The organism is Pseudogemmobacter hezensis (genome assembly GCF_013155295.1).
In the GTDB taxonomy this organism is placed as follows: domain Bacteria; phylum Pseudomonadota; class Alphaproteobacteria; order Rhodobacterales; family Rhodobacteraceae; genus Pseudogemmobacter; species Pseudogemmobacter hezensis.
On the sequence record NZ_JABJXT010000002.1, the window covers coordinates 232,685 to 255,458 of the forward strand.

The 22,774-nt window shown below is 63.6% G+C and carries 20 protein-coding genes; 12 read left to right on the forward strand and 8 right to left on the reverse strand.

The features are described from left to right. Window positions 1–95: 95 nt before the first annotated feature. From cobU to gshB, 3 genes are all read left to right on the forward strand, one after another. On the forward strand, window positions 96–632 hold the full coding sequence (gene cobU / locus HOY34_RS03085; protein WP_172359859.1) for a bifunctional adenosylcobinamide kinase/adenosylcobinamide-phosphate guanylyltransferase: 537 nt from the start codon (window positions 96–98) through the stop codon (window positions 630–632). Next, complete coding sequence (locus HOY34_RS03090; RefSeq protein WP_172359860.1) at window positions 629–1,198, forward strand: histidine phosphatase family protein; 570 nt, start codon at window positions 629–631, stop codon at window positions 1,196–1,198. Before cobU ends, HOY34_RS03090 begins: the two co-directional genes overlap by 4 nt. Window positions 1,199–1,323: 125 nt before the next feature. Next, window positions 1,324–2,268, forward strand: a complete 945-nt coding sequence (gene gshB, locus HOY34_RS03095; protein WP_172359861.1) for a glutathione synthase — start codon at window positions 1,324–1,326, stop codon at window positions 2,266–2,268. A 13-nt stretch (window positions 2,269–2,281) separates the two neighbouring features. Here the strand turns inward: gshB and HOY34_RS03100 are convergent, their stop codons facing one another. From HOY34_RS03100 to rsmI, 5 genes are all read right to left on the reverse strand, one after another. Then, window positions 2,282–3,790, reverse strand: coding sequence for a YifB family Mg chelatase-like AAA ATPase (locus HOY34_RS03100; protein ID WP_172360016.1), 1,509 nt, complete (start codon window positions 3,788–3,790; stop codon window positions 2,282–2,284). 120 nt (window positions 3,791–3,910) lie between these two features. Continuing rightward, window positions 3,911–4,795 carry a glutathione S-transferase gene (locus tag HOY34_RS03105; RefSeq protein ID WP_172359862.1) on the reverse strand — a complete coding sequence of 295 codons (885 nt, stop codon included), beginning with the start codon at window positions 4,793–4,795 and terminating at the stop codon, window positions 3,911–3,913. Between the two features lie 1,212 nt (window positions 4,796–6,007). Beyond that, entirely contained in the window at window positions 6,008–6,250 is a 243-nt protein-coding gene (locus HOY34_RS03110) for a hypothetical protein (protein ID WP_172359863.1), read from the reverse strand. A gap of 47 nt (window positions 6,251–6,297) precedes the next feature. Continuing rightward, on the reverse strand, window positions 6,298–6,720 hold the full coding sequence (locus HOY34_RS03115) for a YraN family protein (RefSeq protein WP_172359864.1): 423 nt from the start codon (window positions 6,718–6,720) through the stop codon (window positions 6,298–6,300). 14 nt (window positions 6,721–6,734) lie between these two features. Then, a complete protein-coding gene (gene rsmI, locus HOY34_RS03120) occupies window positions 6,735–7,628 on the reverse strand; it encodes a 16S rRNA (cytidine(1402)-2'-O)-methyltransferase (protein ID WP_172359865.1) in 894 nt (297 codons plus the stop codon). A gap of 111 nt (window positions 7,629–7,739) precedes the next feature. Between rsmI and HOY34_RS03125 the strand changes: the two genes are divergently transcribed. From HOY34_RS03125 to murJ, 3 genes are read left to right on the forward strand one after another with little or no spacing between them, the layout of a single operon-like run. After that, entirely contained in the window at window positions 7,740–8,915 is a 1,176-nt protein-coding gene (locus tag HOY34_RS03125; protein ID WP_172359866.1) for a penicillin-binding protein activator, read from the forward strand. 52 nt (window positions 8,916–8,967) lie between these two features. Beyond that, window positions 8,968–11,751 carry a [protein-PII] uridylyltransferase gene (locus HOY34_RS03130; RefSeq protein WP_366926908.1) on the forward strand — a complete coding sequence of 928 codons (2,784 nt, stop codon included), beginning with the start codon at window positions 8,968–8,970 and terminating at the stop codon, window positions 11,749–11,751. Window positions 11,752–11,796: 45 nt separating this feature from the next. Further along, complete coding sequence (gene murJ, locus HOY34_RS03135) at window positions 11,797–13,347, forward strand: murein biosynthesis integral membrane protein MurJ (protein ID WP_172359868.1); 1,551 nt, start codon at window positions 11,797–11,799, stop codon at window positions 13,345–13,347. A 22-nt stretch (window positions 13,348–13,369) separates the two neighbouring features. On the opposite strand, the gene HOY34_RS03140 is transcribed toward murJ, so the two are convergent. Further along, entirely contained in the window at window positions 13,370–14,215 is an 846-nt protein-coding gene (locus tag HOY34_RS03140; protein ID WP_172359869.1) for an EamA family transporter, read from the reverse strand. A 145-nt stretch (window positions 14,216–14,360) separates the two neighbouring features. Then, window positions 14,361–15,050: a rhomboid family intramembrane serine protease gene (locus HOY34_RS03145; RefSeq protein ID WP_172359870.1), complete on the reverse strand. Its 690-nt coding sequence runs from the start codon at window positions 15,048–15,050 to the stop codon at window positions 14,361–14,363. Window positions 15,051–15,139: 89 nt separating this feature from the next. Between HOY34_RS03145 and trpS the strand changes: the two genes are divergently transcribed. From trpS to HOY34_RS03175, 6 genes are all read left to right on the forward strand, one after another. Then, window positions 15,140–16,183 (forward strand): tryptophan--tRNA ligase, encoded by a 1,044-nt coding sequence (trpS, locus tag HOY34_RS03150; RefSeq protein ID WP_172359871.1) that lies wholly within the window; start codon window positions 15,140–15,142, stop codon window positions 16,181–16,183. Window positions 16,184–16,595: 412 nt separating this feature from the next. Beyond that, entirely contained in the window at window positions 16,596–17,099 is a 504-nt protein-coding gene (locus HOY34_RS03155; RefSeq protein ID WP_172359872.1) for a type III secretion system chaperone family protein, read from the forward strand. A 60-nt stretch (window positions 17,100–17,159) separates the two neighbouring features. Continuing rightward, window positions 17,160–17,972: a pyrroline-5-carboxylate reductase gene (proC, locus tag HOY34_RS03160; protein WP_172359873.1), complete on the forward strand. Its 813-nt coding sequence runs from the start codon at window positions 17,160–17,162 to the stop codon at window positions 17,970–17,972. An 8-nt stretch (window positions 17,973–17,980) separates the two neighbouring features. Next, entirely contained in the window at window positions 17,981–18,322 is a 342-nt protein-coding gene (locus HOY34_RS03165) for a tRNA-binding protein (RefSeq protein WP_172359874.1), read from the forward strand. Beyond that, window positions 18,322–19,269, forward strand: a complete 948-nt coding sequence (locus tag HOY34_RS03170; RefSeq protein WP_172359875.1) for a 2-hydroxyacid dehydrogenase — start codon at window positions 18,322–18,324, stop codon at window positions 19,267–19,269. Before HOY34_RS03165 ends, HOY34_RS03170 begins: the two co-directional genes overlap by 1 nt. 126 nt (window positions 19,270–19,395) lie before the next feature. Continuing rightward, window positions 19,396–21,624: a heavy metal translocating P-type ATPase gene (locus HOY34_RS03175; RefSeq protein ID WP_172359876.1), complete on the forward strand. Its 2,229-nt coding sequence runs from the start codon at window positions 19,396–19,398 to the stop codon at window positions 21,622–21,624. A gap of 51 nt (window positions 21,625–21,675) precedes the next feature. Here the strand turns inward: HOY34_RS03175 and HOY34_RS03180 are convergent, their stop codons facing one another. After that, entirely contained in the window at window positions 21,676–22,764 is a 1,089-nt protein-coding gene (locus tag HOY34_RS03180) for a phosphotransferase enzyme family protein (RefSeq protein WP_172359877.1), read from the reverse strand. Window positions 22,765–22,774: the final 10 nt, after the last annotated feature.

Below are 22,774 nucleotides of genomic sequence, written 5' to 3' on the forward strand. Positions count from 1 at the left end.
AAACTTAGGGTGCGCGGCGGGGGAACTCAATTCCCCGCAGCATAAGGCCTGCACTGGTGCCCCGCGCCCCGGTTGCTATACTTGGCCCCATGCAGATGTTTCCCCCCCTGACCCTGATCACCGGCGGTGCGCGTTCCGGCAAATCCGCCTGGGCCGAGGCCCTGGCCCGCCATTCCGGCCTGCGGCGGCGCTATATCGCCACCGCCCAGGCCTTTGATGCCGAGATGGCCGAGCGGATCCGCCAGCATCAGACCGATCGCGGCCCCGATTGGGAGACGTTTGAGACCCCGTTCGACGCCGCGCCTGCGCTGGCCGCCGCGCCCGCAGACAGCGTGACGCTCTTTGACTGCGCAACGCTTTGGCTGACCAACCACCTGCTGGCCGAGAACGATCTGGCCCAGGAAACCAAGGTGCTGCTGATCGCGCTGGCCGCCGCCCAGGGGCCGGTGATTATGGTCACCAATGAGGTGGGCCAGGGCATCGTCCCCGCCGATGCCCTGTCGCGGCGCTTTCGGGACGCGCAGGGGCGGCTGAACCAGCAATTGGCAGCCCAGGCCGATCTGGTGGTGGCGGTGATGTGCGGCCTGCCGCTGGCGCTGAAGGGATCGCTGCCTCAGGGGGTCACCCGATGACCCGCTTCTGGCTGGTGCGCCACGGGCCAACCCATGCAAACAGCATGGTCGGCTGGAGCGATATTCCCGCAGATCTTTCCGATCATGCGCAGATTGCCCGGCTGAATGCGGCGCTGCCCGATGTTCCGGTGATCTCGTCTGACCTGTGCCGGGCGGTAGCGACCGCCGATTGCCTGCGCCCCCGCCCCCGCCTGCCCCATGACCCGGACCTGCGCGAGATCCATTTCGGCGAATGGGAGCTGAAAACCTGGGCCGAGGCGCAAGAAACCCACCCCGAGGCGATCCGCGCCTTTTGGGAGGCCCCCGGCCCAGCCATGGCCCCGGGCGGTGAATGCTGGGATCAGCTGACTGACAGGGTGAACGCCGCGCTTTTGCGGCTGACTGGCACGGCGGACGAGTTGATCATCGTCGCGCATTTCGGCGCGATCCTTGCGGCAGTGCAGCTGGCGGCCGGGCTAAGCGTGACCGAGGCCATGACCCATAAGATCGACAACCTCTCAGTCACCTGCATTGATTTCTCTGGCAGCCAGCCCGGAAAATTACATAAGATCAATCAGATCCCGTGACAGCCTGCCTGCGTCCGGGCTGACTTCAGGGTCACCGCAGGTTTGCACCCGGCCTGGCGCAACAGACGGGTTTGCATCGGCCCGCACCTTGCTGCATTTATAGGGCGCAACAGCCGGAGCACGTCATGGCCCTTAAAGTCGCCCTGCAGATGGACCCGATCGGTGCCGTCAATATCGACGCCGATTCCACATTTCGAATTGCCCTTGAGGCACAGCAGAGGGGGCACAGCCTTTTCTTCTACACGCCGGACCGGCTGGCCTTTGTCGAAGGGCGGGTGATTGCCCGCGGCTCTTACATCGAGCTGCGCCGCGAGAAGGGGAATCATGTCTCTTATGGCGAGGAAACCCAGGTCGATCTGGCCGATTTCGACGTGGTCTGGCTGCGTCAGGATCCGCCTTTCGACATGGGCTATATCACCACGACGCACTTGCTGGAGCTGCTTCACCCAAAAACTCTGGTGGTGAATGATCCGTTCTGGGTGCGCAATTTCCCGGAAAAGCTGCTGGTTTTGCGCTTTCCCGACCTTACGCCGCCCACTGCCATCGCCCGCGACCTGGCCACGATCCGTGAGTTCAAGGCCCGCCATGGCGATATCATTCTGAAGCCGCTTTACGGCAATGGCGGCGCCGGGGTGTTCCGCCTGGACGAAAATGACCGCAACCTCTCATCGCTTTATGAGTTGTTCACCTCGATGTCGCGCGAGCCGATGATCGTGCAGAAATTCCTGCCGGCGGTCTCAAAAGGCGACAAGCGGGTGATCCTGGTCGATGGCGAGCCGGTCGGCGCAATCAACCGCGTGCCGCAGGCGGGCGAGACCCGCTCGAATATGCATGTGGGCGGGCGGCCCGAGAAGGTCGGTCTGACCGAGCGCGATCTTGAGATTTGCCGCCGAATCGGCCCGACCCTGCGCGATCATGGGCAGATTTTCGTCGGCATCGATGTGATCGGCGACTGGCTGACCGAGATCAACGTAACCTCGCCCACCGGCATCCAGGAGCTGGAGCGGTTCGATGGCACCAATGCCGCCGCCCGCATCTGGCAGGTGATCGAGGCCAAGCGCGCGGGCTGATCCGCCTGTCGCATTAGCCCAAAGAGCCGGGGCTGACCCGATAAGAGGCAGCCTCGGCCAGATGGTTGCGATGGACCCCGTCGCAGCCCTCAAGATCGGCGATCGTGCGTGCGACCCGCAACAGGCGGTGATACCCCCGCGCCGTCAGGCCCATCCGCTCGGCCAGCAGGGCCGCAAGCGCGCGGCCCTCTTCATCGGGGGCGGCGAATTTCTCCAGCGCGTCCCCGGTCAGGTCTGCATTGGTGCGCCCCTCAATGCCCAGGCGCGCAGACTGAACCTGGCGCGCCGCACGCACCCGTGCCGCAACCCTGGCCGAGGGCTCGCTTGCCCCGGGTGTGACCAGATCGTCAAAGGGGATGGCCGAAACCTCCAGCCGCAGGTCAATCCGGTCAAGCAAAGGCCCAGAGATCCGCCCCAGATAATCGGTGCCGCATTTGGGCACCCTGGCGCAGGCCCGGGCCGGATCCGTCATATAGCCGCAGCGACAGGGGTTTGCCGCCGCGATCAGCTGAAAGCGGCAGGGATAGCGGATATGCGCATTGGCGCGAGAGACGATGATCTCTCCGCTTTCCAGCGGCTGACGCAGGGTGTCCAGCACGTCGCTGTGGAATTCGGGCATTTCATCCAGAAACAACACGCCGTTATGTGCGAGGCTCATCTCGCCGGGCTTTGCCCCTTTGCCCCCCCCGGTCATGGCCGCTTTGGATGCAGTCTGATGCGGGCTGCGAAAAGGGCGGCTGCGCGAGATGCCTCCCTGATCCAGCAGGCCCGCCACTGAATGGATCATCGAGGTTTCCAGCGCCTCGCTTGCGCTCATCGATGGCAAAAGGCCGGGCAGGCAGGCGGCCAGCAGGCTTTTCCCGGTGCCGGGCGGGCCGGTCATCAGCAGATTGTGCCGCCCGGCTGCTGCGATCTCAAGCACCCGCTTTGCCCGCTCGTGCCCGCGCACTGAACTGAGATCCGGGCCGGTGAAATTCTCAATGATCTCATTTGTTTGCGGCGGCGGCAGGATAGCCTGCCCGGTGAAATGGCGCACCACCTCGGCCAGCGATCCGGCGGCGATCACCTCGGTCGCACCGACCCATGCCGCCTCTGCCCCAGAGGCCTGGGGGCAAAGCAGCACGCAATCCTCTTCGGCGGCAGCCATAGCGGCGGGCAGCGCCCCGGCAACCGGCAAAAGGCGCCCATCAAGCGACAACTCCCCAAGCGCCAGCACCCGCGACACCTCATCCCGGGGCAGGATATTGATGGCGGCCAATAGCGCCATCGCGATCGCGAGGTCAAAATGACTGCCCTCTTTCGGCAGATCTGCGGGCGCAAGATTGATGGTGATCCGCCGATTGGGCAGCGCAATCGACATGGCATTCAGCGCCGCCCGCACCCTCTCGCGCGATTCGCTGACGGCCTTATCGGCCATTCCCACCAGGCTGAACCCGGCGGCCCCGCCCTGGATGGCGCATTGCACCTCAACCAGGCGGGCCTCAACCCCTTCAAAGGCGACGCTATAGGCAGTGGCGATCATTCCGTCTTGCCCGCCCATCATTAACCAATCCTGACCTGCAGATTGCCGCAGGATCGGTTAGCGAATGGTTAAGACGCGGGCGCAGCCGAAACGGAATTTCGTTCTGCCTTTTGGGCGTGCTTAGCCCGGGCTGCCACGATAGAGGGCCATGAATTTCGGCCAGGCCTCGGGGTCGGCTGCGGTTTTGTCGCGGCAAAACGGGTTGCAAAAGCCAAAGCGACGGCCAGCCAGTTCCAGTGCATCGGTCACCGGGCGGCCGGAATAGGGGCAGGTGCTGTTTTCAATATCGGAGGCATCCGCGATGATTTTGGCTGCCAGAGGGATGGGGCCCGGCCAGTCGCGCCGTGGCCAGTCGCGGCGGTAGAAGGGCTGATCCGGGCCATCAACCAGCCCCATCGCCCGCCACCGCCGGAAGGACGGATGCGAAAGATGCGCATTTACATAGGCCTGGGCCGCGGCGCTGACAGGCAGATTATAGCCCGCGATCCTGGCCGCGATCGGGGCAAAGAACACATCCGCCACCGAATAATCACCACAAAGCCACGGCCCATTGCCGCCACAGATCTTACGGGCATGGGCCCAGATCACCTCCAGCCGTTGCAGATCGGCCAGAACGGCGGCGGGCGGCTGGCAATCCTTATAAGAGGCGCGCAGGTTCATCGGACAGTAATCGCGCAGCGCGAAAAATCCGGCATGCATCTCTGCCGCCAGCATCCGCGCGGTAGCGCGATGGGCAGGGTTCACAGGCCAGAGGCCCGCTTCGGGGTGACGGCTTGCCAGCTCTTCGGCGATGGCCAGGCTTTCGGTAACCACGGTACCCTCAGGCGTGCGGAGCGTCGGCGCGGTGCGGGCGGGGGCATAATCGGCCAGCAGGCGCGGCAACTCTTCGGTATAGAGACGGGCGCTGTGCAGGCGGACAGGCAGGCCAAAAGCATCAAACAACAACCAGCCACGCAGCGACCAGCTGGAATAGGCGCGGTCGCCAATCACCAGATCATAAGACATTCAGACTTCCCTTTTCGTTCAGTCTGGCATGATAAAAAACATAACAGAAGCGCTGAATTGTGCGCAAAATCATCACCAAATGGAATGAATGATTCATGCGTTCTTTATCCGTTAGTGGCGGGGGAGAGGCGTCATTACAAAGACCAGGCATCCCCATGACCTGCCCCTTCCCCGCTGGGTTCATGCCAGGCATTCGATTTCGACGGTGGATGACGCATTGAAGCGGTTGATGTGAAGCAGGCAAACGCCACTGGCTTCACAGAAGCTGCGAGGCCATCTTTGCCTCGATCCCGCTTCGGGCGTGACATCCGGACCAGGGCTCCCAGGTTGAGAAGGCTCCCTTGCACCAGTGGCGCCGCCAATGCCCCAGGCGCTCTGTGGCTTTGAAAATCGCGTCGCGGTCTCTCACGGCAGGGTAATTCCCCCGTCATCGTCGTGCACTCTTGTGGACTGGTGCGCCCGCGGTGCCGCCGCTCTTAAGGATCGCGCGATGGCATCGCCTTGTGTCAAAGTCACCATCGCCGATTGCTGTCGCGATCTGCCCATCAGGTGGGATCTGGTCCAACAAGCAAGGCTGCCACCCTTGTCGCTGAAAGTGAACATCAACGCACGCGTGCCGCAGGTGGCCCTGTCCATCGCCGGTATGAGAGAGTTCCGGAAACAGTCCGGGGGACTGTTTTCCCCACAATTGGCTTTGCGATATTGACGCCTGCGCTGCCCGCGATGCTTGCACACCAACCATTCTTTGTGTCGCACATAAGCAGCTGCGCTGCCGCCACGACGTCCCCTCATGCCGAAGAACCTGATCCCGGCACTATCGCCCTATCCACCAGAGAGTTCAGCGGACACAGTCCATTCAGCGGTTCGATATCTGTACCGTGGCACGCTTTGGTCAGCGGCTCAGGGCAAAAAAGCCCGGAACGGATCCGTTAACGCAGGACATCGAGAGAATGATCGTCATCATCCCGCCGCACCAGGGCCCTCGAACCAATGGTGAAACCTGGCTCTATTGGTCGAAGTGGTAACCCGAACAGAACCTTCGTCTTCAAACAAAGCTGGACGGCGTTCCTCAGAAAACAGTCTCGAGGACTGTTTTCTGACGCTCACCGCAGCTGAACACCGGGCGGCCCGCCATTGGCCCGGAGCTTCGGCGCGACCCATACCATGCGGCTGTTCGGCCAGATCAGCAGGGAACCGTACTGCTTCAGCGCGTCATTGTAACCTTTCCAGATCTTCGCCGAACAGCGAGCAGGGTCGGGTCTGCTCATTCAAGGCCACCAATCTCATGGCTTCCCTATCTGTATCCCGTTGCAAGGTAACTTCTGCCCGACGCATGATCCAGGTCTGAGCCATGTCGCCCCCCCTGAAATATTGGCTCGCATTGCCGACCGCCGCGATCAGCTTCAAAGCTATCGAAACTGATAAGTAAGCGCCCGAACGGATGGTAACGGGCATCTTTCCCCATCGCACGAACGTATCAACGAGCGACCAACGCGAACTCGTCAGAGAAAGAACGCCGCTTCCACGATATCAATGCGCCCCATCGCGTCGACAAGTGCCAGATCAAAGCGCATATCAACCTCGATCATCGGGTCACGCCCAGCCAGATGCACATCGAACAGATAGTTTTCGGCACTTTTACCCAAACGACGCTGCTGAGCCGGGCCAAAGTACCCCGCTGCGATATCATGGCTTCTGGCGCTTTTCACCTCAACGATGACCAGATCGTCGCCCTTTGCGGCAATCAGATCAATTTCACCAGCCTGACCCCGCCAGCGCTGTTGCAAAACCCTGTAGCCGCCTGCCCGATAATGGCGGGCGACCGCCTCTTCCGCAGCCCGCCCCGACAAATGGTTTCTCAGGCCCCTCTGCTCCCTGGCGTAACGTTGAGGCGAGAAGTCTTCGTGAAGCACATCAAGAGGCATGGCAATCTTCCCATTCAATCGGGTTTGCGGCTGCGCTCCAGGGCCATCTGATAGACCTCACGTCGCGCAACATTCAGAGTTTGCGCGACAAATGCTGCTGCTTCCTTAACGCGCATCGTCAAAAGTGCCTGATCCAGCGCAAGGGCAATCGCCTCCGGTCCTGACTGCTCCGGCGGCGCGCGGTCAACGACCAGAACAATTTCTCCTTTTGGATCAGTGTCTCCAATAGCTTCCAGCAACTCATCAAAGCTGCCACGCAACACTTCTTCATGACGTTTGGTCAGCTCGCGGCAGACGGCCGCGCGGCGCGTGGGGCCGCATATCACTGCCAGCTCTGCCAGTGTCTTACGAATACGGCGTGGTGATTCGTAGAATACGGCCGTCGCGCCAACGGCAAGCAACTCAGCGAAAAACCGCTGCCTTTCGCCTGCCGCTGCAGGCGGGAAGCCAGCAAAAAGGAAGCGATCCGTCGGCAGGCCTGCCACCGCCAGCGCCGCCAGAACAGCCGAGGCCCCTGGCGCGGCCAGAACCGTCTGGCCAGCTTCGACAGCCGCCCGCGCGAGGCCGAAACCGGGGTCAGAGATCAGCGGCGTCCCGGCCTCTGACGCATAGGCGACCGAGCGCCCCTCGCGCAGCAATCCGGTGATTCTGGCCGCGACGCCTTTCTCATTGTGATCATGCACCGCAATCAGCGGCCTGCCATTCAGCGCAACGCCGTGGATCTCCATCAGGTGGCGCAGGGTGCGCGTGTCCTCAGCCGCCAGCACATCGGCACCGGCCAGGATGTCCAGCGCCCTGAGCGTAATGTCACGTGCCGCCCCGATCGGGGTGGCAACAAGATGCAAACCCGGCGCAATCCCACCGGCGGAGGCCCGCCAGCGGGAAGAATTCTCTGAATTTCCCGTCATCTCTTCGCTCTGCCTGCGTTTACTTCGACCGTAGAAACAACTAACCTGATTGCTATCACCAGGCCCGGACTTCTATTCGGTTCGGAGCGATGTCCGCGTTAAGGAGACCTGATGTTGTCCGCATTCCGTATGGCCCGCAAGTCCCTGGGTCGCTTCATTTTCGTCTTCTTTGCGCTCTTTGCTGCGGCCTGTGTGCCTTCGGGCAACGGCGGCGGTGGCACACCTGGCAAAAGCGACCGCGCAAAACCTGTGCAGGTTGCGCTGCTGGTGCCGGGCGGTTCTGGCCAGGCCAGCGATCAGATTCTGGCAGACAGCCTGACCAATGCCGCACGTCTGGCGGCGGCTGATCTTTCGGGCGTAAAGATCGATCTGCGCGTCTACCAGACCGGCGGCAGCCCCGCGCAGGCCTCAGCCATGGCGCTGCAGGCCGCAAATGAGGGCGCCGAGGTCATCCTGGGCCCGGTCTTTGCGCAAGAGGCCAATGCCGCAGGCGTCGCGCTGGCGGGCAAGGGGATCAACCTTCTCGCGTTCTCGAACAACGTCGATATCGCAGGCGGCAATGTCTTCGTCCTGGGGCCGACTTTTGACAATTCCGCCCGCCGCATGGCCTCTTACGCTGTGCGCCAGGGCAAGAACCGCATCATGATCGTGCATGAGCGCAATGCCGCGGGTGAGGCCGGGAAACGGGCGATCCAGCGCGGTATCACCGCCTCGGGTGGCACGGTTGTCGCGGTCAATTCCTATGAATTCAGCCAGCAGGGCGTGTCTTCGGCGGCCCCGGGCATCGTCTCGACCGCGCGTGAAACCGGGGCCTCGGCGCTGTTTCTGACCGCTGACACCGCAGGCGCATTGCCGCTGCTGAGCCAGCTGCTGATCGACAATGGCCTGGATCGCAACGCATCGAAATTCCTTGGCCTGACCCGCTGGGATGTACCCGCGCAGACGCTGGGTCTGCCGGGCGTGCAGGGTGGCTGGTTCACGCTGCCCGATCCGAACCTCTATGCGCAGTTCCAAAGCCGCTATCAGTCGGCCTATGGCGCGGCACCGCATCCGATTGCGGGCCTGGCCTATGACGGCGTGGCGGCAATCGGGGCGCTGGCGCGCCAGGGCAGCGATATGTCGACCGGCTCTCTGACGCAGAATGCTGGCTTTGTCGGCGTCTCGGGCATCTTCCGCCTGCGCGCCAATGGCACCAATGAGCGCGGCCTTGCCGTCGCTGAAATCCGCAACAATCAGGTGGTCGTGATTGACCCTGCTCCCCGCAGCTTCTCTGGCGCAGGGCTCTGATCCGGGGTCCCGCAAAGGGGCCGGAAAAGACCACCGCCAGGCATCAGATCAGATCGCAGATAAGGCAGCCGGTTTCGTTCCGGCTGCCATTCCGCTTTTGCTGCCCGAATCCGAGATCCTGGACGCAGGCCCGGTAATCCGGGCCATCCTCGATGAAATCGAGCGTGACGGGCTGACCGGAAAGCCTGCCCGCTCTGTCGCGGTCGCCCATCTGGCGGCGGCGAAAACCCGCGCCAATGCTGCGCTTGAGGCCGCCTTCCGCGCCCATCCCGGCGAGGCGCGGCCGCTGATCTCGGCCCAGGCCTTTCTGACCGATCAGCTGGTGACGATTGCCTTCGCCGTCGCCCAAAGGCTGCATCCGGTTTCTGTCCCGACCGAGGCCGAACGCCTCGCCATCCTGGCTGTCGGCGGCTATGGCCGCGCCGAGATGGCGCCCAGTTCCGATATCGACCTGCTGTTTCTGACCCCGGCCAGAACCACCCCATGGGCGGAATGCGTGGTCGAAAGCATGCTTTATATGCTTTGGGATCTGAAGCTGAAGGTCGGCCATGCGGTGCGCACCATCCGCGACTGTCTGCGTCTGGCACGCGAAGACATCACCATCCGCACCGCCATGCTGGAGAAGCGCTTCATCGCCGGTGACGCGGCCCTGGCCGAAGAGCTGGCCGATAAGCTCTGGAATGAGGTTTTCCGCAAAACCGGCCCCGAATTTATTGAGGCCAAACTGGCCGAACGGGCCGAGCGTCACCGCCGCCAGGGCGGGCAGCGCTATGTGCTGGAACCCAATGTCAAAGAGGGCAAGGGCGGGTTGCGCGACCTGCAGACCCTTTACTGGATCGGCAAATATCTGCACCGGGTGCCGAAAGCAGCCGGGCTGGTCAACGCGGGCCTTTTCACCCGCGAGGAATATGAGACCTTCCGCGCCGCTGAGGATTTCCTCTGGGTGGTGCGCAGCCATCTGCATTACATCACAGGCCGTGCCACCGATCAGCTGACCTTCGATCTGCAGCCCGAGGTCGCGGCCCGCATGGGCTATAAGGATGCGGGCGGGCGTCGCGCGGTTGAGATTTTCATGCAGGATTACTTCCGCCACGCCACCCGCGTCGGCGAGCTGACCCGCATCTTCCTGACCGGGCTTGAGGCGCGGCATGCGAAACGTGAGGCCTCGCTGAAGGGGCTGTTCAAGCTGACCAAACGCGTCCGCCCCGGCTACTGTCTGGTGCAGGGCCGCATTGATGTGGTCAACCCGGCCGAGTTTCTGCAAGACAAGCTGAACCTGCTTCGCGTCTTTGAGGAAGGTCTGCGCACCGGCTATCTGCTGCACCCCAATGTGATGCGGCTGGTCACCGCGAACCTCGCGCTGATCGACGATGACATGCGCGAAACGCCCGAGGCGGCGCGGATCTTCCTTGATCTGCTGCTGAAACACGGCAACCCGGAACGCAGCCTGCGGCGGATGAACGAATTGGGCGTTCTGGCGGCCTTTATCCCCGAATTTGAACCCATCGTCGCCATGATGCAGTTCAACGTTTATCACAGCTATACGGTCGATGAGCATACGATCCAGTGCATCTCGACCCTTGCGCAGATCGAGCGCGAAGAGCTGATCGAAGAGCTGCCGCTTTCCTCGGAAATCCTGAAAACCGGCGTCAACCGCCGCGTGCTTTATGTGGCGCTTTTGCTGCATGACATCGGCAAGGGGCGGCCAGAGGATCACTCGATCCTCGGTGCGCAGATTGCCCGCCGGGTCGCGCCACGGCTGGGGCTGACCGATGAGGAATGTGAGACGGTTGAATGGCTGGTGCGCTGGCATCTCTTGATGTCCGACATGGCGCAAAAACGCGACATAGGTGATCCGCGCACGGTGCGCGACTTTGCCAAGGCGGTAAAAACCCGCAAGCGGCTGGATCTGCTGACCGTGCTGACCGTCTGCGATATTCGCGGCGTCGGGCCGAACACCTGGAACAACTGGAAAGCGATGCTTCTGCGCCAGCTGCACCAGGTCACCGCCGAGGCGCTGGAGGCGGGTCTTGAAACCGTCAACCGCGAGAACCGCGCTGATGAGGCAAAGCGCGCCCTGCGCGAGGCCCTGCCCGGTTGGGACGCCAAAGACCTGCGCATCGAGACGCAGCGCCATTATCCGCAATATTGGCAGGGGCTGGAAACCTCGACCCAGGTGGTCTTTGCCGGGCTGCTGCGTGATCTTGGCGACGATGAGATCCGCATTGATCTGGAACCGGACACCTCACGCGATGCCACCCGCGCCTGTTTCGCGCTGGCCGATCATCCGGGGATCTTCTCACGCCTGGCGGGGGCGCTGGCGCTGGTGGGCGCGAATGTGGTCGATGCCCGCACCTATACCTCGAAAGACGGCTATGCCACGGCGGTGTTCTGGGTCCAGGATGCCGAGGGCCATCCCTATGAAATCTCGCGCCTGCCCCGGCTGCGGCAGATGATCGACAAGACCCTGCGCGGCCAGGTCGTCGCCCGCGACGCGCTGAAAGACCGCGACAAGGTCAAACGGCGCGAGCGTGAGTTCCGCTTCCCGACCCATATCACCATCGATAATGAAGGCTCGGATATCTACACGATCATCGAGGTTGATACCCGCGACCGCCCCGGCCTGCTGTATGACCTGACCCGGACGCTGGCGAACAACAATATCTCTATCGTCTCGGCGGTGATTGCGACCTATGGCGCCCAGGTGGTCGATACCTTCTATGTCAAAGACACTTTCGGGCTGAAACTGCACGAAAAGCGTCGCCAGGAGGCACTGGAGAAAAAGCTCCGTCAGGCGATCTCTGACGGGGCCGAGCGGGCACAGGCCCCCGGTTGAACGACTGAAGGCTGAACCAATAAGGGCTGAGGAGCAGATCCCGAAATGAAACCGATCCGGCTGGTGGCGGGGTTCCTGACCGTAGGATTCTGGACGCTGATTTCGCGCGTCGCAGGCCTTGTGCGCGATATGTTCATGTCGGCTTACCTGGGCGATGGCCCGGTGGCCCAGGCCTTTGTGGTGGCGCAGTCGCTGCCGAATATGTTCCGCCGCCTTTTCGCCGAGGGCGCGTTCAACATGGCCTTCGTGCCGATGTATTCCAAAAAGCTGGAGGGCGGCGAGGACGCGAATGGCTTCGCCCGCGACGCCTACTGGAGCCTGGCTGCCTTTCTGGCCGTTTTCTCGGCGATTGCGATTGTCATCATGCCGGCGCTGGTCTGGGCGATGGCCTCGGGCTTTCAGGGCGATCCGCGCTTTGATCTGGCGGTGACCATGGGGCGGATTGCCTTCCCCTATATCCTGTTCATCTCGCTGACGGCGCTGTTGTCGGGGGTTTTGAACTCGATGGGGCGGTTTCTGGCGACCTCGGCGGTGACGATCCTGCTGTCGGCGACGATGATCGTCGGCATGATCCTGGCGCGTCGGTTCGGCTGGGATATGGGGCGGACACTGGCATGGTCGGTCTCGGTCTCAGGCGTTTTGCAGCTGGCGTTCACCTGGTGGGCGCTGCGGCGGGTCGGGTTCACGCTGCCGTTCCAGCTGCCGAAATGGACGCCAGAGCTGAAGCGGCTGGCGATTATCGCGGCCCCGGCCGCGCTGGCGGGCGGCGTGGTGCAGGTCAATCTGATCGTGGGCCGTCAGGTGGCGAGTTACACCGATGGCGCGATCACCTGGCTTTACAACGCAGACCGGCTTTACCAGCTGCCGCTGGGTGTGGTCGGCATCGCCATCGGCGTGGTGCTGCTGCCCGAAATCTCGCGCCGTCTGCGGGCAGAGGATCCTGAGGGCGCGCAGCATTCCTTCTCGCGTGGGGCCGAGTTCGCGCTTTTGCTGACCCTTCCGGCGGCGGTGGCGCTGATCGTGATCGCACGCCCCATCATCGGCGTGATCTTTGAGCGCGGCGCCTATGACGCCCATGCCGCCCATAATACCGCGCTGGCGCTGGCGGTTTACGGGGCGGGCTTGCCTGCCTTCGTGCTGCATAAGGTGCTGCAGCCGCAGTTTTACGCCCGCCACGACACCCGCCGCCCGTTCAATTACGCGGTGATTTCCATGGTGGTGAATGCGGTGCTGGCGATTGCGCTGATGCCGCTGATCGGCTTTCTGGCGGCGGCGATTGCCACTTCGGCTGCGGGCTGGATCATGGTTGTGCAGCTGTGGCTGGGCTCGCGCCGGATGGGGGCTTCGGCGCAGATGGATGCGCGGTTCCGCCGCCGTCTGCCGCGCATCATCCTGTCATCTCTGGTGATGGGGGCGGTGCTGCTGGCGATGATGTGGGGGCTTGGCGATGCGGTCACCGAAAAGGGCAGCCGCACGCCTTTGCTGCTGGCGATGGTGCTGGTGGGGATGGGCAGCTATTTCGCCACCGCCAGCCTGACCGGCGCAATGAGCCTTGCCGATCTGAAAGCCTCGCTCCGCCGTGGCAAGCGCGGCTAAGCAAGGGCCCGGCAAATAGCGATCAGCGGGCGGCCAGCGCCCGTTGATTGAGGAAAAGCGAAAGCATCACCACCGCCACGCCCAGCAGCTGCAGCGGCGCGGGCATGATCCGCAGCAAGACCGCATCCAGCACAAGCGCGGTGACCGGGGTCAGAAGGATCAGCGGCATGACGCCGACGGCCCCCACCGCCTCGAGGCCGCGAAACCACAGAAGGAAGGGGATTCCGGTCAGAACCACCGCAAGGATGACAAAGGCCAGGATGTTCTGCCCGCTGAGAGGGCCCTGAAAATCGCCGATCAGCAGCGCGACCAGCGTCAGCTCGGCCCCGCCGATCAAAAGCTGCCAGGCGGTGAAAGAGACGACGCCAATCCCCGGGCTGCCCCAACGCCCCAAAAGCACGCCGCCCAGCGAGATCGACAGCACACAGCCCAGCATTGCCACGACGCCCAGTGCATCAATCGTCGCCCCGTCTTTCAGCACCACCATCGCCACACCCACCAGCCCCAGGCTGACGGCCAGCAGCTGCAACCCCGAGGGCCGGCGCTTCAGGATCATCCAGGCCAGAATCAGAACGAAAACCGGGCCAAGCGCCTGGAACACCGCCGCAACCCCGCCCTGCAGCCGCATCGCGCCAACGAAAAACAGCCCGAAGAACAGCCCGACATTCAGCGTGCCCAGCACGATCAGCCTGCCCCACCAGCCAGGTGCAGGCATCTGGCGCTGCAAAAGAAAAAGAAACGCCGCCCCGCCCAGTGCCCGGATCGCGCCCGCCATTTCAGGATGCGGCGGCAGCCAGTGCCCGGCCAGCAAATAGGTGAATCCCCAGAGGATGGCGCAGATGGCGGCTCCGGTCTTTGGCCCGATCATGGTTCTGTCCCAATGACTTATTTCGGTCTGAGCTATGCCAAAGGCTGCGGCATGCACAACCGGCCCGACCGCGCAGCCGAAGGGTCTTTTATGCACCGATGTGCACAGATCCGGCGTGATCCGTGACGATCCGGGGCGCGCGGCCTCAGCGGTTGCGCAGCCGCGCCATCACCCGCCCCCAGCCGCCGGGGCTGGCGATGAAAGACAGGCCAAAGCCGGTGGCGAAACCTGCGACCTCGGCGATCCATTCATAGCCGCCGCCAAACAGCACGCCAAAGACCAGCTGCACGAAAAGCAGCATCCCGATCAGCGTGAAGGCCCGGTAACCATTGCTGCCGGTGCCGATCAGCTGCACCCACAGAAGGAAGGTGAAAGCCCCGATCAGCCCATAGACCCCGGTATAGGCCCCGATCAGCGGATAATTTTCATAGGGCACCAGTTGCAGGAAGGCCAAAGCCCCCAGCCAGCTGGCCCCGAAGAACACCACCAGCACCGCCCACCAGCGGAAAACCTCGCCCACCATCTTGCCCAGTGCCAGCGTCAGCACGACGCCGAAAAGGGCGCTGGTGGTGGTGTGATGGATGAAGGGGAAGGCCACAAACCGCAGGGCCAGCTCGTCCCAGACGCGGTTGATCCAGAGGTAGTCAACCACATTGGGGGCCACCGCGTAATTCATGATCGCATGGCCGCGCCAGCCGATCGCGGTCGGGCCACCGATAAGTTCGGCCTGGGCCAGGCCCAGCACGATCTCGGCTGCGATCATCGGCAGGACCAGCGCCCAGACGATCCAGGGCAGCTGGTTGAACGGGCTGGCGTTGGGGTCGGTCTCATACATGCGGCAGGTTCCTTTACAGGCGCGGATGTTGACGCCTCTGCCGCGAAGGCTTACGCCGTGCAGGTCAGTTTTTCCAGACGGAGTGCATCATGTCCGCGCCAGTTGCCGCCAATCCGGCCTTCACGCCACGGATCTTTTCCGGCATCCAGCCCTCGGGCGGCATGACGCTGGGCAATTACCTTGGCGCGCTGAAGCGGTTCGCCGAAAAGCAGGATGAGGGGATCGAGACGATCTATTGCGTCGTCGATCTGCATGCGATCACCGTCTGGCAGGATCCCGAAAAGCTGCGTCACCAGACGCGCGAGATTACCGCCGCCTATCTGGCCTCGGGCATCGACCCGGCCCGCTCGATCATCTTCAATCAAAGCCAGGTGACTGGCCATGCCGAGCTGGCCTGGATCCTGAACTGCGTCGCCCGCATCGGCTGGATGTATCGGATGACGCAATTCAAGGACAAAACGGCGGGCAAGAACGCAGAGAACTCCAGCCTTGGCCTGCTGGCTTATCCCTCGCTGATGGCGGCCGATATCCTGCTTTACCACACCACCCAGGTTCCGGTGGGCGAGGATCAGAAGCAGCATCTCGAACTGACCCGCGACATCGCCGCCAAGTTCAACCATGACTACGGCGTCGATTTCTTCCCGATTACCGAGCCGCTGATCGAGGGCTCGGCCACCCGCGTCATGTCTTTGCGCGACGGCACGAAGAAGATGTCGAAGTCCGATCCTTCCGATGCCAGCCGCATCAACCTGACCGATGATGCCGACACGATTGCGAAGAAAATCCGCAAGGCCACCACCGACCCGAACCCGCTGCCCGAGACGCTGGAGGGCCTGAAAGACCGCCCCGAGGCGCGCAATCTGGTCAATATCTATGCCGCGCTGGAAGGCAGCACCCCCGAGGCGGTGATCCGCGAATTTGCAGGCGCGCAATTCGGCACCTTCAAGCCGCGCCTCGCCGATCTGGCGGTGGCCAAACTCTCGCCGATCACCGAGGCGATGAACCGCTATATGCAGGATCCCGCAGAGATCGACCGGATCCTGGGCGAGGGCGCGGCCCGCGCCGATGCGATTGCCAGCCCGATCCTTGCAAAGACCAAAGAGATCGTCGGGATGATCAACTCGCGCCGCTAAGCGGGGCGCAGACTGGGCGCAGGCTGGGCCGCTGCGGTTGTCATATGCCTGAATCGCTTTGCCGTTAAGCTGAGCCCAGGTTCGGGCCCAGTTCCCCAATGTGCTGAGTGAGGCCTGTCCCCCATCAGGCAGCCATTCGCGTCCCCTGCCCGTTCCGGCCCCCGTGCAGCCCCTGCGCGGGGGTCATTTTCATCGGGCGTTTCGGCTGCAACCGCCGCATCAGGCGAATCTTCCTGTGGAAAACCCGGTTTTCCACAGGTTTCCCCCCAACAAACTGCTTTACATGGCAAGAGGAACGAATCAGGATAATATCAATATCTGGTGGGGCCTGTGGATAAGTCCACATAACCTTGCCGTCCCCACAGCTTCTGGTGGTTACCCACAGACCAGAAGCGTCATGATGAGGCCGGGCATGTCACTTTCCGAAGATTATCTGCTCTCGGATGAGATCCATCCCATCGACATCGTCGAGACCCTGGCCGCCAGCAACGCATGGGAGTTTGACCGCGTCACCGATGACCAGATCGCCATGGCGGTTGAGGGGCAGTGGCGCACCTATTCGCTGACCCTGGCCTGGTCTGACCAGGATGAGACACTGCGCCTGATCTGCACCTTCGAGATGGAGCCCCCCGAGGCCCGCATGGCCCAGCTTTATGAGCTGATCAACCGCTGCAATGACATGGTCTGGACCGGCGGTTTCACCTGGTGGGATGAGCAGCGGCTGATGGTCTGGCGCTATGGGCTGTGCCTTGCGGGCGGCCAGGTGGCCGGGCCGGAACAGATCGACCGGCTGATCTCCTCGGCGGTGCTGGCGGCGGAACGCTTTTACCCGGCCTTCCAGCTGACGCTTTGGGGCGATCGCACCCCCGAGGATGCGATGAAAGTCGCCATTGCAGAGGCCTACGGTCGCGCCTAACCTCTTGCCCAGACTGGGCCTTTGACCTTTTGGCCCAAAGGGGCGGAAAGACGGGGCGCGATGTCGGCAAATCTTAAAATTGACAATGGAATTTTGCTGCTGGGCTGCGGCAAGATGGGCTCGGCTTTGCTGAAAGGCTGGCTGGACAGCGGCGTGCCCGCCAGCAACGTCTGGGTGATCGAGCCGCATCCCTCTGACTGGCTGCTGGCCAGCGGCGTGCATCTGAACCAGGGCGTGCCTGAACAGGCCGAAATCGCCATTCTCGCGGTCAAGCCGCAGATGATGGGCGCGGCGTTACCAGGGCTGAAGGCGCTTGGAAATGGCGCGACCTTGTTCATCTCAATCGCCGCTGGCACCACGATTGCGACGCTGGAACAGGTGCTTGGTGCGCAAACCCCCATCGTGCGGGTAATGCCGAACACCCCCGCGATGGTCGGGCGCGGGATCTCAGGTCTGGTTGGCAATGCCCATGCAACCGCAAAGCAGCTGGACCAGGCACGCCTTCTGATGCAGGCGGTGGGCCAGGTGGTTCAGCTGGAAAATGAGGCGCAGATCGACGCGGTCACCGCCGTTTCCGGCTCTGGCCCGGCCTATGTCTTTCACCTGATCGAGGCGCTGGCAGCGGCGGGCGAGGCCGAAGGCCTTCCCGCTGAGACCGCGATGCAACTGGCCAGGGCCACCGTCACCGGCTCGGGCGAACTTGCGCATCGCTCAGATGACAGCGCGGCGCAGTTGCGGATCAATGTCACATCGCCCGGCGGCACCACCGCTGCGGCGCTTGCGGTGCTGATGGATCCCGAAACCGGCTTTCCCGCGCTGATGCGACGGGCGGTAAAGGCGGCTGCGGATCGCGGCAGAGAACTTGGGAAATGAGCGGAAAAATGACAGACCAGATCAGCTATGACGATTTCGCAAAGGTGGATATTCGCGTCGGCCGCATCATCGAGGCCGAACCCTTCCCCGAGGCCCGCAAACCCGCGTTTAAGCTGCGCATCGACTTCGGGCCGGATATCGGCGTGAAACGCTCATCGGCGCAGATCACCAAACATTACACGATTGAGGGGCTGATCGGCCGCCAGGTGATGGCGGTGGTGAATTTCCCGCCCCGCCAGATCGGCCCGGTGAAATCCGAGGTGCTGGTGCTGGGCGTGCCCGATGCCGATGGCGAGGTCGTGCTGCTGGTCCCCGGCCAGGACGTGCCCCTGGCCGGGAGGATGTTCTGATGAAACTGCTGATCACCCGTGACCTGCCGCCCCGCGTCATCGACGCCGCCCGCGCCCGCTTTGACGTGACGCTGCGCGATCTGCCGCAGAACCCGGACGATACCGAGCTGGAGGCGATGCTGCGCGATTACGATCTGGTGCTGTGCTCAATCGGCGACCGTTTCACGGCCGAGGTTTTTGCGGCCGTGCCTGCCCCCCGCGCAAAGCTGCTGGCGAATTTCGGCGCGGGCTATAACCATATCGACGTGGCGGCGGCAAAAGCGGCTGGCATTCCGGTGACCAATACCCCCGGCGCGGTGACGGAATCGACCGCCGATCTGGGCGTCGCGCTTTTGCTGATGGCCGCGCGGCGGCTGGGCGAGGGCGAGCGGGTCGTCCGCGACGGGCGCTGGCATGGCTGGAAGCCAACGCAGATGCTGGGCACCCATGTTTCCGGCAAGCGCGTCGGCATCATCGGCATGGGCCGGATCGGCAAGGCGGTGGCGCGGCGGCTGCATTACGGCTTTGGCATGGTGGTGGTGTTCCACAACCGCTCTGCCCTGGCAGATCCTGGCCTGCCCGCAACCCAGGTCGATTTCGCCACTGCAATGGCGGCGGATTTCGTGGTGGTTTGCGTGCCCGGCAGCGCCGAAACCCATCACATGATCAACGCAGAAGCGCTGGCCCATATGGCGCCGCATGGGATCTTTGTGAATATCGCCCGCGGCGATGTGGTCGATGAGGCAGCGCTGATCGCCGCCCTGCAGGCCGGGAAGATCCGCGCCGCTGGCCTGGATGTCTATGAGTTTGAGCCTGCGGTTCCCGAGGCTCTGAAGGCGATGGAAAATGTCGTCCTGCTGCCGCATCTGGGCACCGCCTGTATCGAGGCCCGCGAAGAAATGGGCTTTCTGGCGCTGGAAAACCTGATCGCCTTTGCCGATGGCAAGCCTTTGGTGACCCCCGTCTGAGCCGCTCCGATCTGGTCGGGCAGGTCACAAAACCACTTGTCTCTATAGTGGCTAGAGGAATTAAAACCTGATTCGATGAAGAAAAGCCCCGGATGCGTGATCCGCTCCGGGGCCAGAGGATCGGATATGACAGAGCAAACCAGGCGCCATGAATGGCAGGTGACGGGCATGGATTGCGCCGCCTGCACCGTGAAAGTCACCAAGGCAGTCGAGCGCCTGCCCGGCGTCAGCGATGTGAAAGTCGCCCTGATGAGCGAGCGGCTCTCGCTTAATCTCGCGCCTGGTGCCGCGCCTGAAGAGGTTGAGGCCGTGGTGCGCCGCCTGGGCTATGACATCGGGCAGAAAAGCGGGCCCGCGCCTGAGCATGCGGCAAAGCCGGACAACGATCACCACGACCACGACCACGACCACGACCACGAAGCGCCCGGCCATGTTCATTCCCATGACAACCCGGCAGATCGCGGCAAAGCCTGGTATCTGACGGGCAAGGGGCGGCTGGTGATCCTGACCGGGATCCTGCTGGCCATGGCCTGGATATTCGAGCTGCTGACCTCGGTCGAATATGGCTATTGGGCCTTTCTTGGCGCCTGTGTGATCGGCGTCGCCCCGGTGGCAAAACGCGCTTTCGAGGCGCTGCGCATGGGCCAGCCCTTCACCATCGAAAGCCTGATGACCATCGCGGCCATCGGTGCGCTGTTCATCGGCGCGGCGGAAGAGGCGGCACTGGTGGTCTTCCTTTTCGCGGTGGGCGAGGTGCTGGAAGGCGTCGCCGCCAATAAGGCCCGCGACGGGATCAGGGCGCTGGCAAACCTGGTGCCCAAAACGGCGATCATCGAGGAAAACGGCCAAAGCCGCGAAATCCCGGCCGAGACGCTGACCATCGGCCAGACCGTCCTCGTGCGCCCGGGCGACCGGGTGCCGGCCGATGGCACCATCCTCTCAGGCACCAGCGGCATTGATGAAAGCCCGGTGACCGGCGAAAGCGTGCCCGTCACCAAAGGCCCGGGCGATGCGGTCTTCGCAGGCGCGATCAATGCCGAGGCGGTCCTGCGCGTCACCGTCACCCGCGAGGCCGCTGACAATACGATCAGCCGCATCATCCGCCTCGTCGAAGAGGCCGAGGAATCCCGCGCCCCGACAGAACGTTTCATCGACCGTTTCTCGCGCATCTACATGCCTGCAATCGTTGGGATCTCCCTGCTGGTGATCCTGATCCCGCCGCTCGCGGCGGGGGCAGACTGGGGAACCTGGATCTATCGTGGGCTTGCGCTTTTGCTGATCGGCTGCCCCTGTGCGCTGGTGATCTCGGTCCCGGCCTCTATCGCCTCGGCCCTGTCTGCGGGGGCGAAAAAGGGCCTGCTGCTGAAAGGTGGCGCGGTGATCGAGGCTACCGCGAATATCCGCAACATCGCCTTTGACAAGACCGGCACCCTGACCTGGGGGCGGCCCGAAGTGACCGATCTGGTGGCGGCAGCGGGCGTCCCCGAGGCCGATCTGCTGGCGGTTGCGGGCGCGGTCGAGACCGGGTCGTCGCACCCGCTGGCCCGTGCGGTTCTGGCGCGGGTTGCGGCAGCGGGCGTCACCGCCCATCCGGCGCGAGAGGCAAAGGCGATCATCGGCAAAGGTGTCGAGGCGCTGGTCACCACGCCCGCAGGCGAAGTCCGGGCCTGGGTCTCCTCGCCCAGCCATGCGGCAGAGGCGGGCGGCCTGCCAGCCGAGGCCCTGGCCCGCGCCAATACGCTTGAGGCCGAGGGCAAGACCGTGGTCGCGGTCTTCACCGAAGGCCAGCCGCTGGGCCTGATCGCCATGCGCGACGAGCCGCGCGAGGATGCCGCCCTGGCGATCCGCCAGCTGGGCAGCCTCGGGATCGGCGCGACCATCCTGACCGGGGACAACCCGCGCACGGCGGCGGCCATCGCAGCCGGGCTGGGGATGGAGTTCCGCGCCCAGATGATGCCCGCAGACAAGCTGAACGCGATCCGCCAGCTGCGCGAGGCCGGCGGCGTGATGATGATCGGCGACGGCATCAATGACGCGCCGGCGCTGAAACAGGCCGATGTCGGCGTGGCGATGGGCTCGGGCACCGATGTGGCGCTGGAAACGGCGGATGCGGCGATCCTGCGCGACCGGGTGGCCGATGTGCCCGCGCTGATCCGGCTGTCCAGGGCCACGATGGACAACATCCGGCAAAACATCACGCTGGCACTTGGGCTGAAGGCGGTATTCCTGGTGACCTCGGTGCTGGGGATCACCGGGCTGTGGATTGCGATCCTCGCCGATACCGGCGCGACGGTGCTGGTGACGCTGAACGCGCTCAGGCTGCTGCGCTTCGATCCGTCGCGCAACGAAGCCTGAGCCTCAGCGCCCAAAGGGTAACCGGGCGCAACGCGGGGGGTCCGGGGGGTCTTAACCCCCCGGCGCTGCCAGAGGGTCCGACGTCAGCCCAGGCGCTGGCAATCCGGTGACCGAGCCCCCCGCCAGCCAGATCCGCCCCAGCCGCGCCGTCCCTTCCGCGAAATGCGGGGCCATGGCGCGGGGCTCAGGCGCCTCGATATGGCTGCCGATCCAGGCCAAAAGCGCCATCCGCCGCAGCATGACGAAAGTGTCGATCTCGCGCTCTTCCTCATCTGACAGTGGCGCGACCCCGCGATACCCCTCGGTCCAGGCCGCCCGCAGGGCAGGCACCTGCGGGTGATCTTCCATAAAACTGATCGCGGCGGCGAAATCGTAAAGATACCAGCCAAGGCCGGAATCGTCGAAATCGATCAGCACCGTCCGCCCCTCGCTGATCAGCAGATTGGCCAGCCGCATATCACCATGGATCAGCCCATAACGCGCGCGCCCCTTGCCCCAAAGGGCCAGACGCTGGCGCAGCAGGGCCTCGACCGCCTCCAGCACCACGCAGATCTCTGGAGTCACATTGGGCGCATCCCGCCAGTCGCCCCAGGTCGCGCCCGCGCCAAAGACCGCATCTTCATCCCAGACCAGCCGCTCAAGATCCTCGCCCGCCGCCCAGCCCTGGGCATGCAGATGGGTGCGGGCCGCAATCGCGCCCAAGGTATGAAAGGGCGCGACCAGATCCTCATCCTCATCAGGCTGCCGCCCGGGCGCGAATTCAAACAGCACCATATGGCGCGGGCCCAGCCCCGGCACCGATCCCTCTTGCACCAGTTCGCCATTCACCCCGGCAATCGGCGCGGGCGTGTCGATCCCGGCCTCACGCGCCAGGGCCTGCGACCAGGCAAGCTCCTGCCCGATCCCACGGCGCGAGTGATAGCCGGGCCGATGCACCCGCAAAACGGCACGAAACGCTCCGGCGCGGATCAGCCAGGTCAGGTTCTCGGCAATGTTCAGAAGACGCGCCTCCGCCCCCGCAGGCAAAGGCCAAAGCGGCAGCGATGCCTCAACCAGCTGCCCGACCAGCCGCAGCTCTTCTTCCAGCGAGCCCGCCCTCAGGTCAGTATCCGGATTGGTCCCCAAGACTGTGCCCGCCATCCGCCTGCCC

Bases quoted from the DNA above. Each gene is read 5' to 3' on its own strand.
- HOY34_RS03175 (WP_172359876.1), top strand. From the start codon at position 19,396: ATGACAGAGCAAACCAGGCGCCATGAATGGCAGGTGACGGGCATGGAT.
- HOY34_RS03105 (WP_172359862.1), bottom strand. From the start codon at position 4,795: ATGTCTTATGATCTGGTGATTGGCGACCGCGCCTATTCCAGCTGGTCG.
- gshB (WP_172359861.1), top strand. From the start codon at position 1,324: ATGGCCCTTAAAGTCGCCCTGCAGATGGACCCGATCGGTGCCGTCAAT.
- HOY34_RS03140 (WP_172359869.1), bottom strand. From the start codon at position 14,215: ATGATCGGGCCAAAGACCGGAGCCGCCATCTGCGCCATCCTCTGGGGA.
- HOY34_RS03090 (WP_172359860.1), top strand. From the start codon at position 629: ATGACCCGCTTCTGGCTGGTGCGCCACGGGCCAACCCATGCAAACAGC.
- HOY34_RS03115 (WP_172359864.1), bottom strand. From the start codon at position 6,720: ATGCCTCTTGATGTGCTTCACGAAGACTTCTCGCCTCAACGTTACGCC.
- HOY34_RS03155 (WP_172359872.1), top strand. From the start codon at position 16,596: ATGTCACTTTCCGAAGATTATCTGCTCTCGGATGAGATCCATCCCATC.
- proC (WP_172359873.1), top strand. From the start codon at position 17,160: ATGTCGGCAAATCTTAAAATTGACAATGGAATTTTGCTGCTGGGCTGC.
- murJ (WP_172359868.1), top strand. From the start codon at position 11,797: ATGAAACCGATCCGGCTGGTGGCGGGGTTCCTGACCGTAGGATTCTGG.
- HOY34_RS03125 (WP_172359866.1), top strand. From the start codon at position 7,740: ATGTTGTCCGCATTCCGTATGGCCCGCAAGTCCCTGGGTCGCTTCATT.
- HOY34_RS03100 (WP_172360016.1), bottom strand. From the start codon at position 3,790: ATGATCGCCACTGCCTATAGCGTCGCCTTTGAAGGGGTTGAGGCCCGC.
- HOY34_RS03145 (WP_172359870.1), bottom strand. From the start codon at position 15,050: ATGTATGAGACCGACCCCAACGCCAGCCCGTTCAACCAGCTGCCCTGG.
- HOY34_RS03165 (WP_172359874.1), top strand. From the start codon at position 17,981: ATGACAGACCAGATCAGCTATGACGATTTCGCAAAGGTGGATATTCGC.
- rsmI (WP_172359865.1), bottom strand. From the start codon at position 7,628: ATGACGGGAAATTCAGAGAATTCTTCCCGCTGGCGGGCCTCCGCCGGT.
- HOY34_RS03110 (WP_172359863.1), bottom strand. From the start codon at position 6,250: ATGCCCGTTACCATCCGTTCGGGCGCTTACTTATCAGTTTCGATAGCT.
- HOY34_RS03170 (WP_172359875.1), top strand. From the start codon at position 18,322: ATGAAACTGCTGATCACCCGTGACCTGCCGCCCCGCGTCATCGACGCC.
- trpS (WP_172359871.1), top strand. From the start codon at position 15,140: ATGTCCGCGCCAGTTGCCGCCAATCCGGCCTTCACGCCACGGATCTTT.
- cobU (WP_172359859.1), top strand. From the start codon at position 96: ATGTTTCCCCCCCTGACCCTGATCACCGGCGGTGCGCGTTCCGGCAAA.
- HOY34_RS03180 (WP_172359877.1), bottom strand. From the start codon at position 22,764: ATGGCGGGCACAGTCTTGGGGACCAATCCGGATACTGACCTGAGGGCG.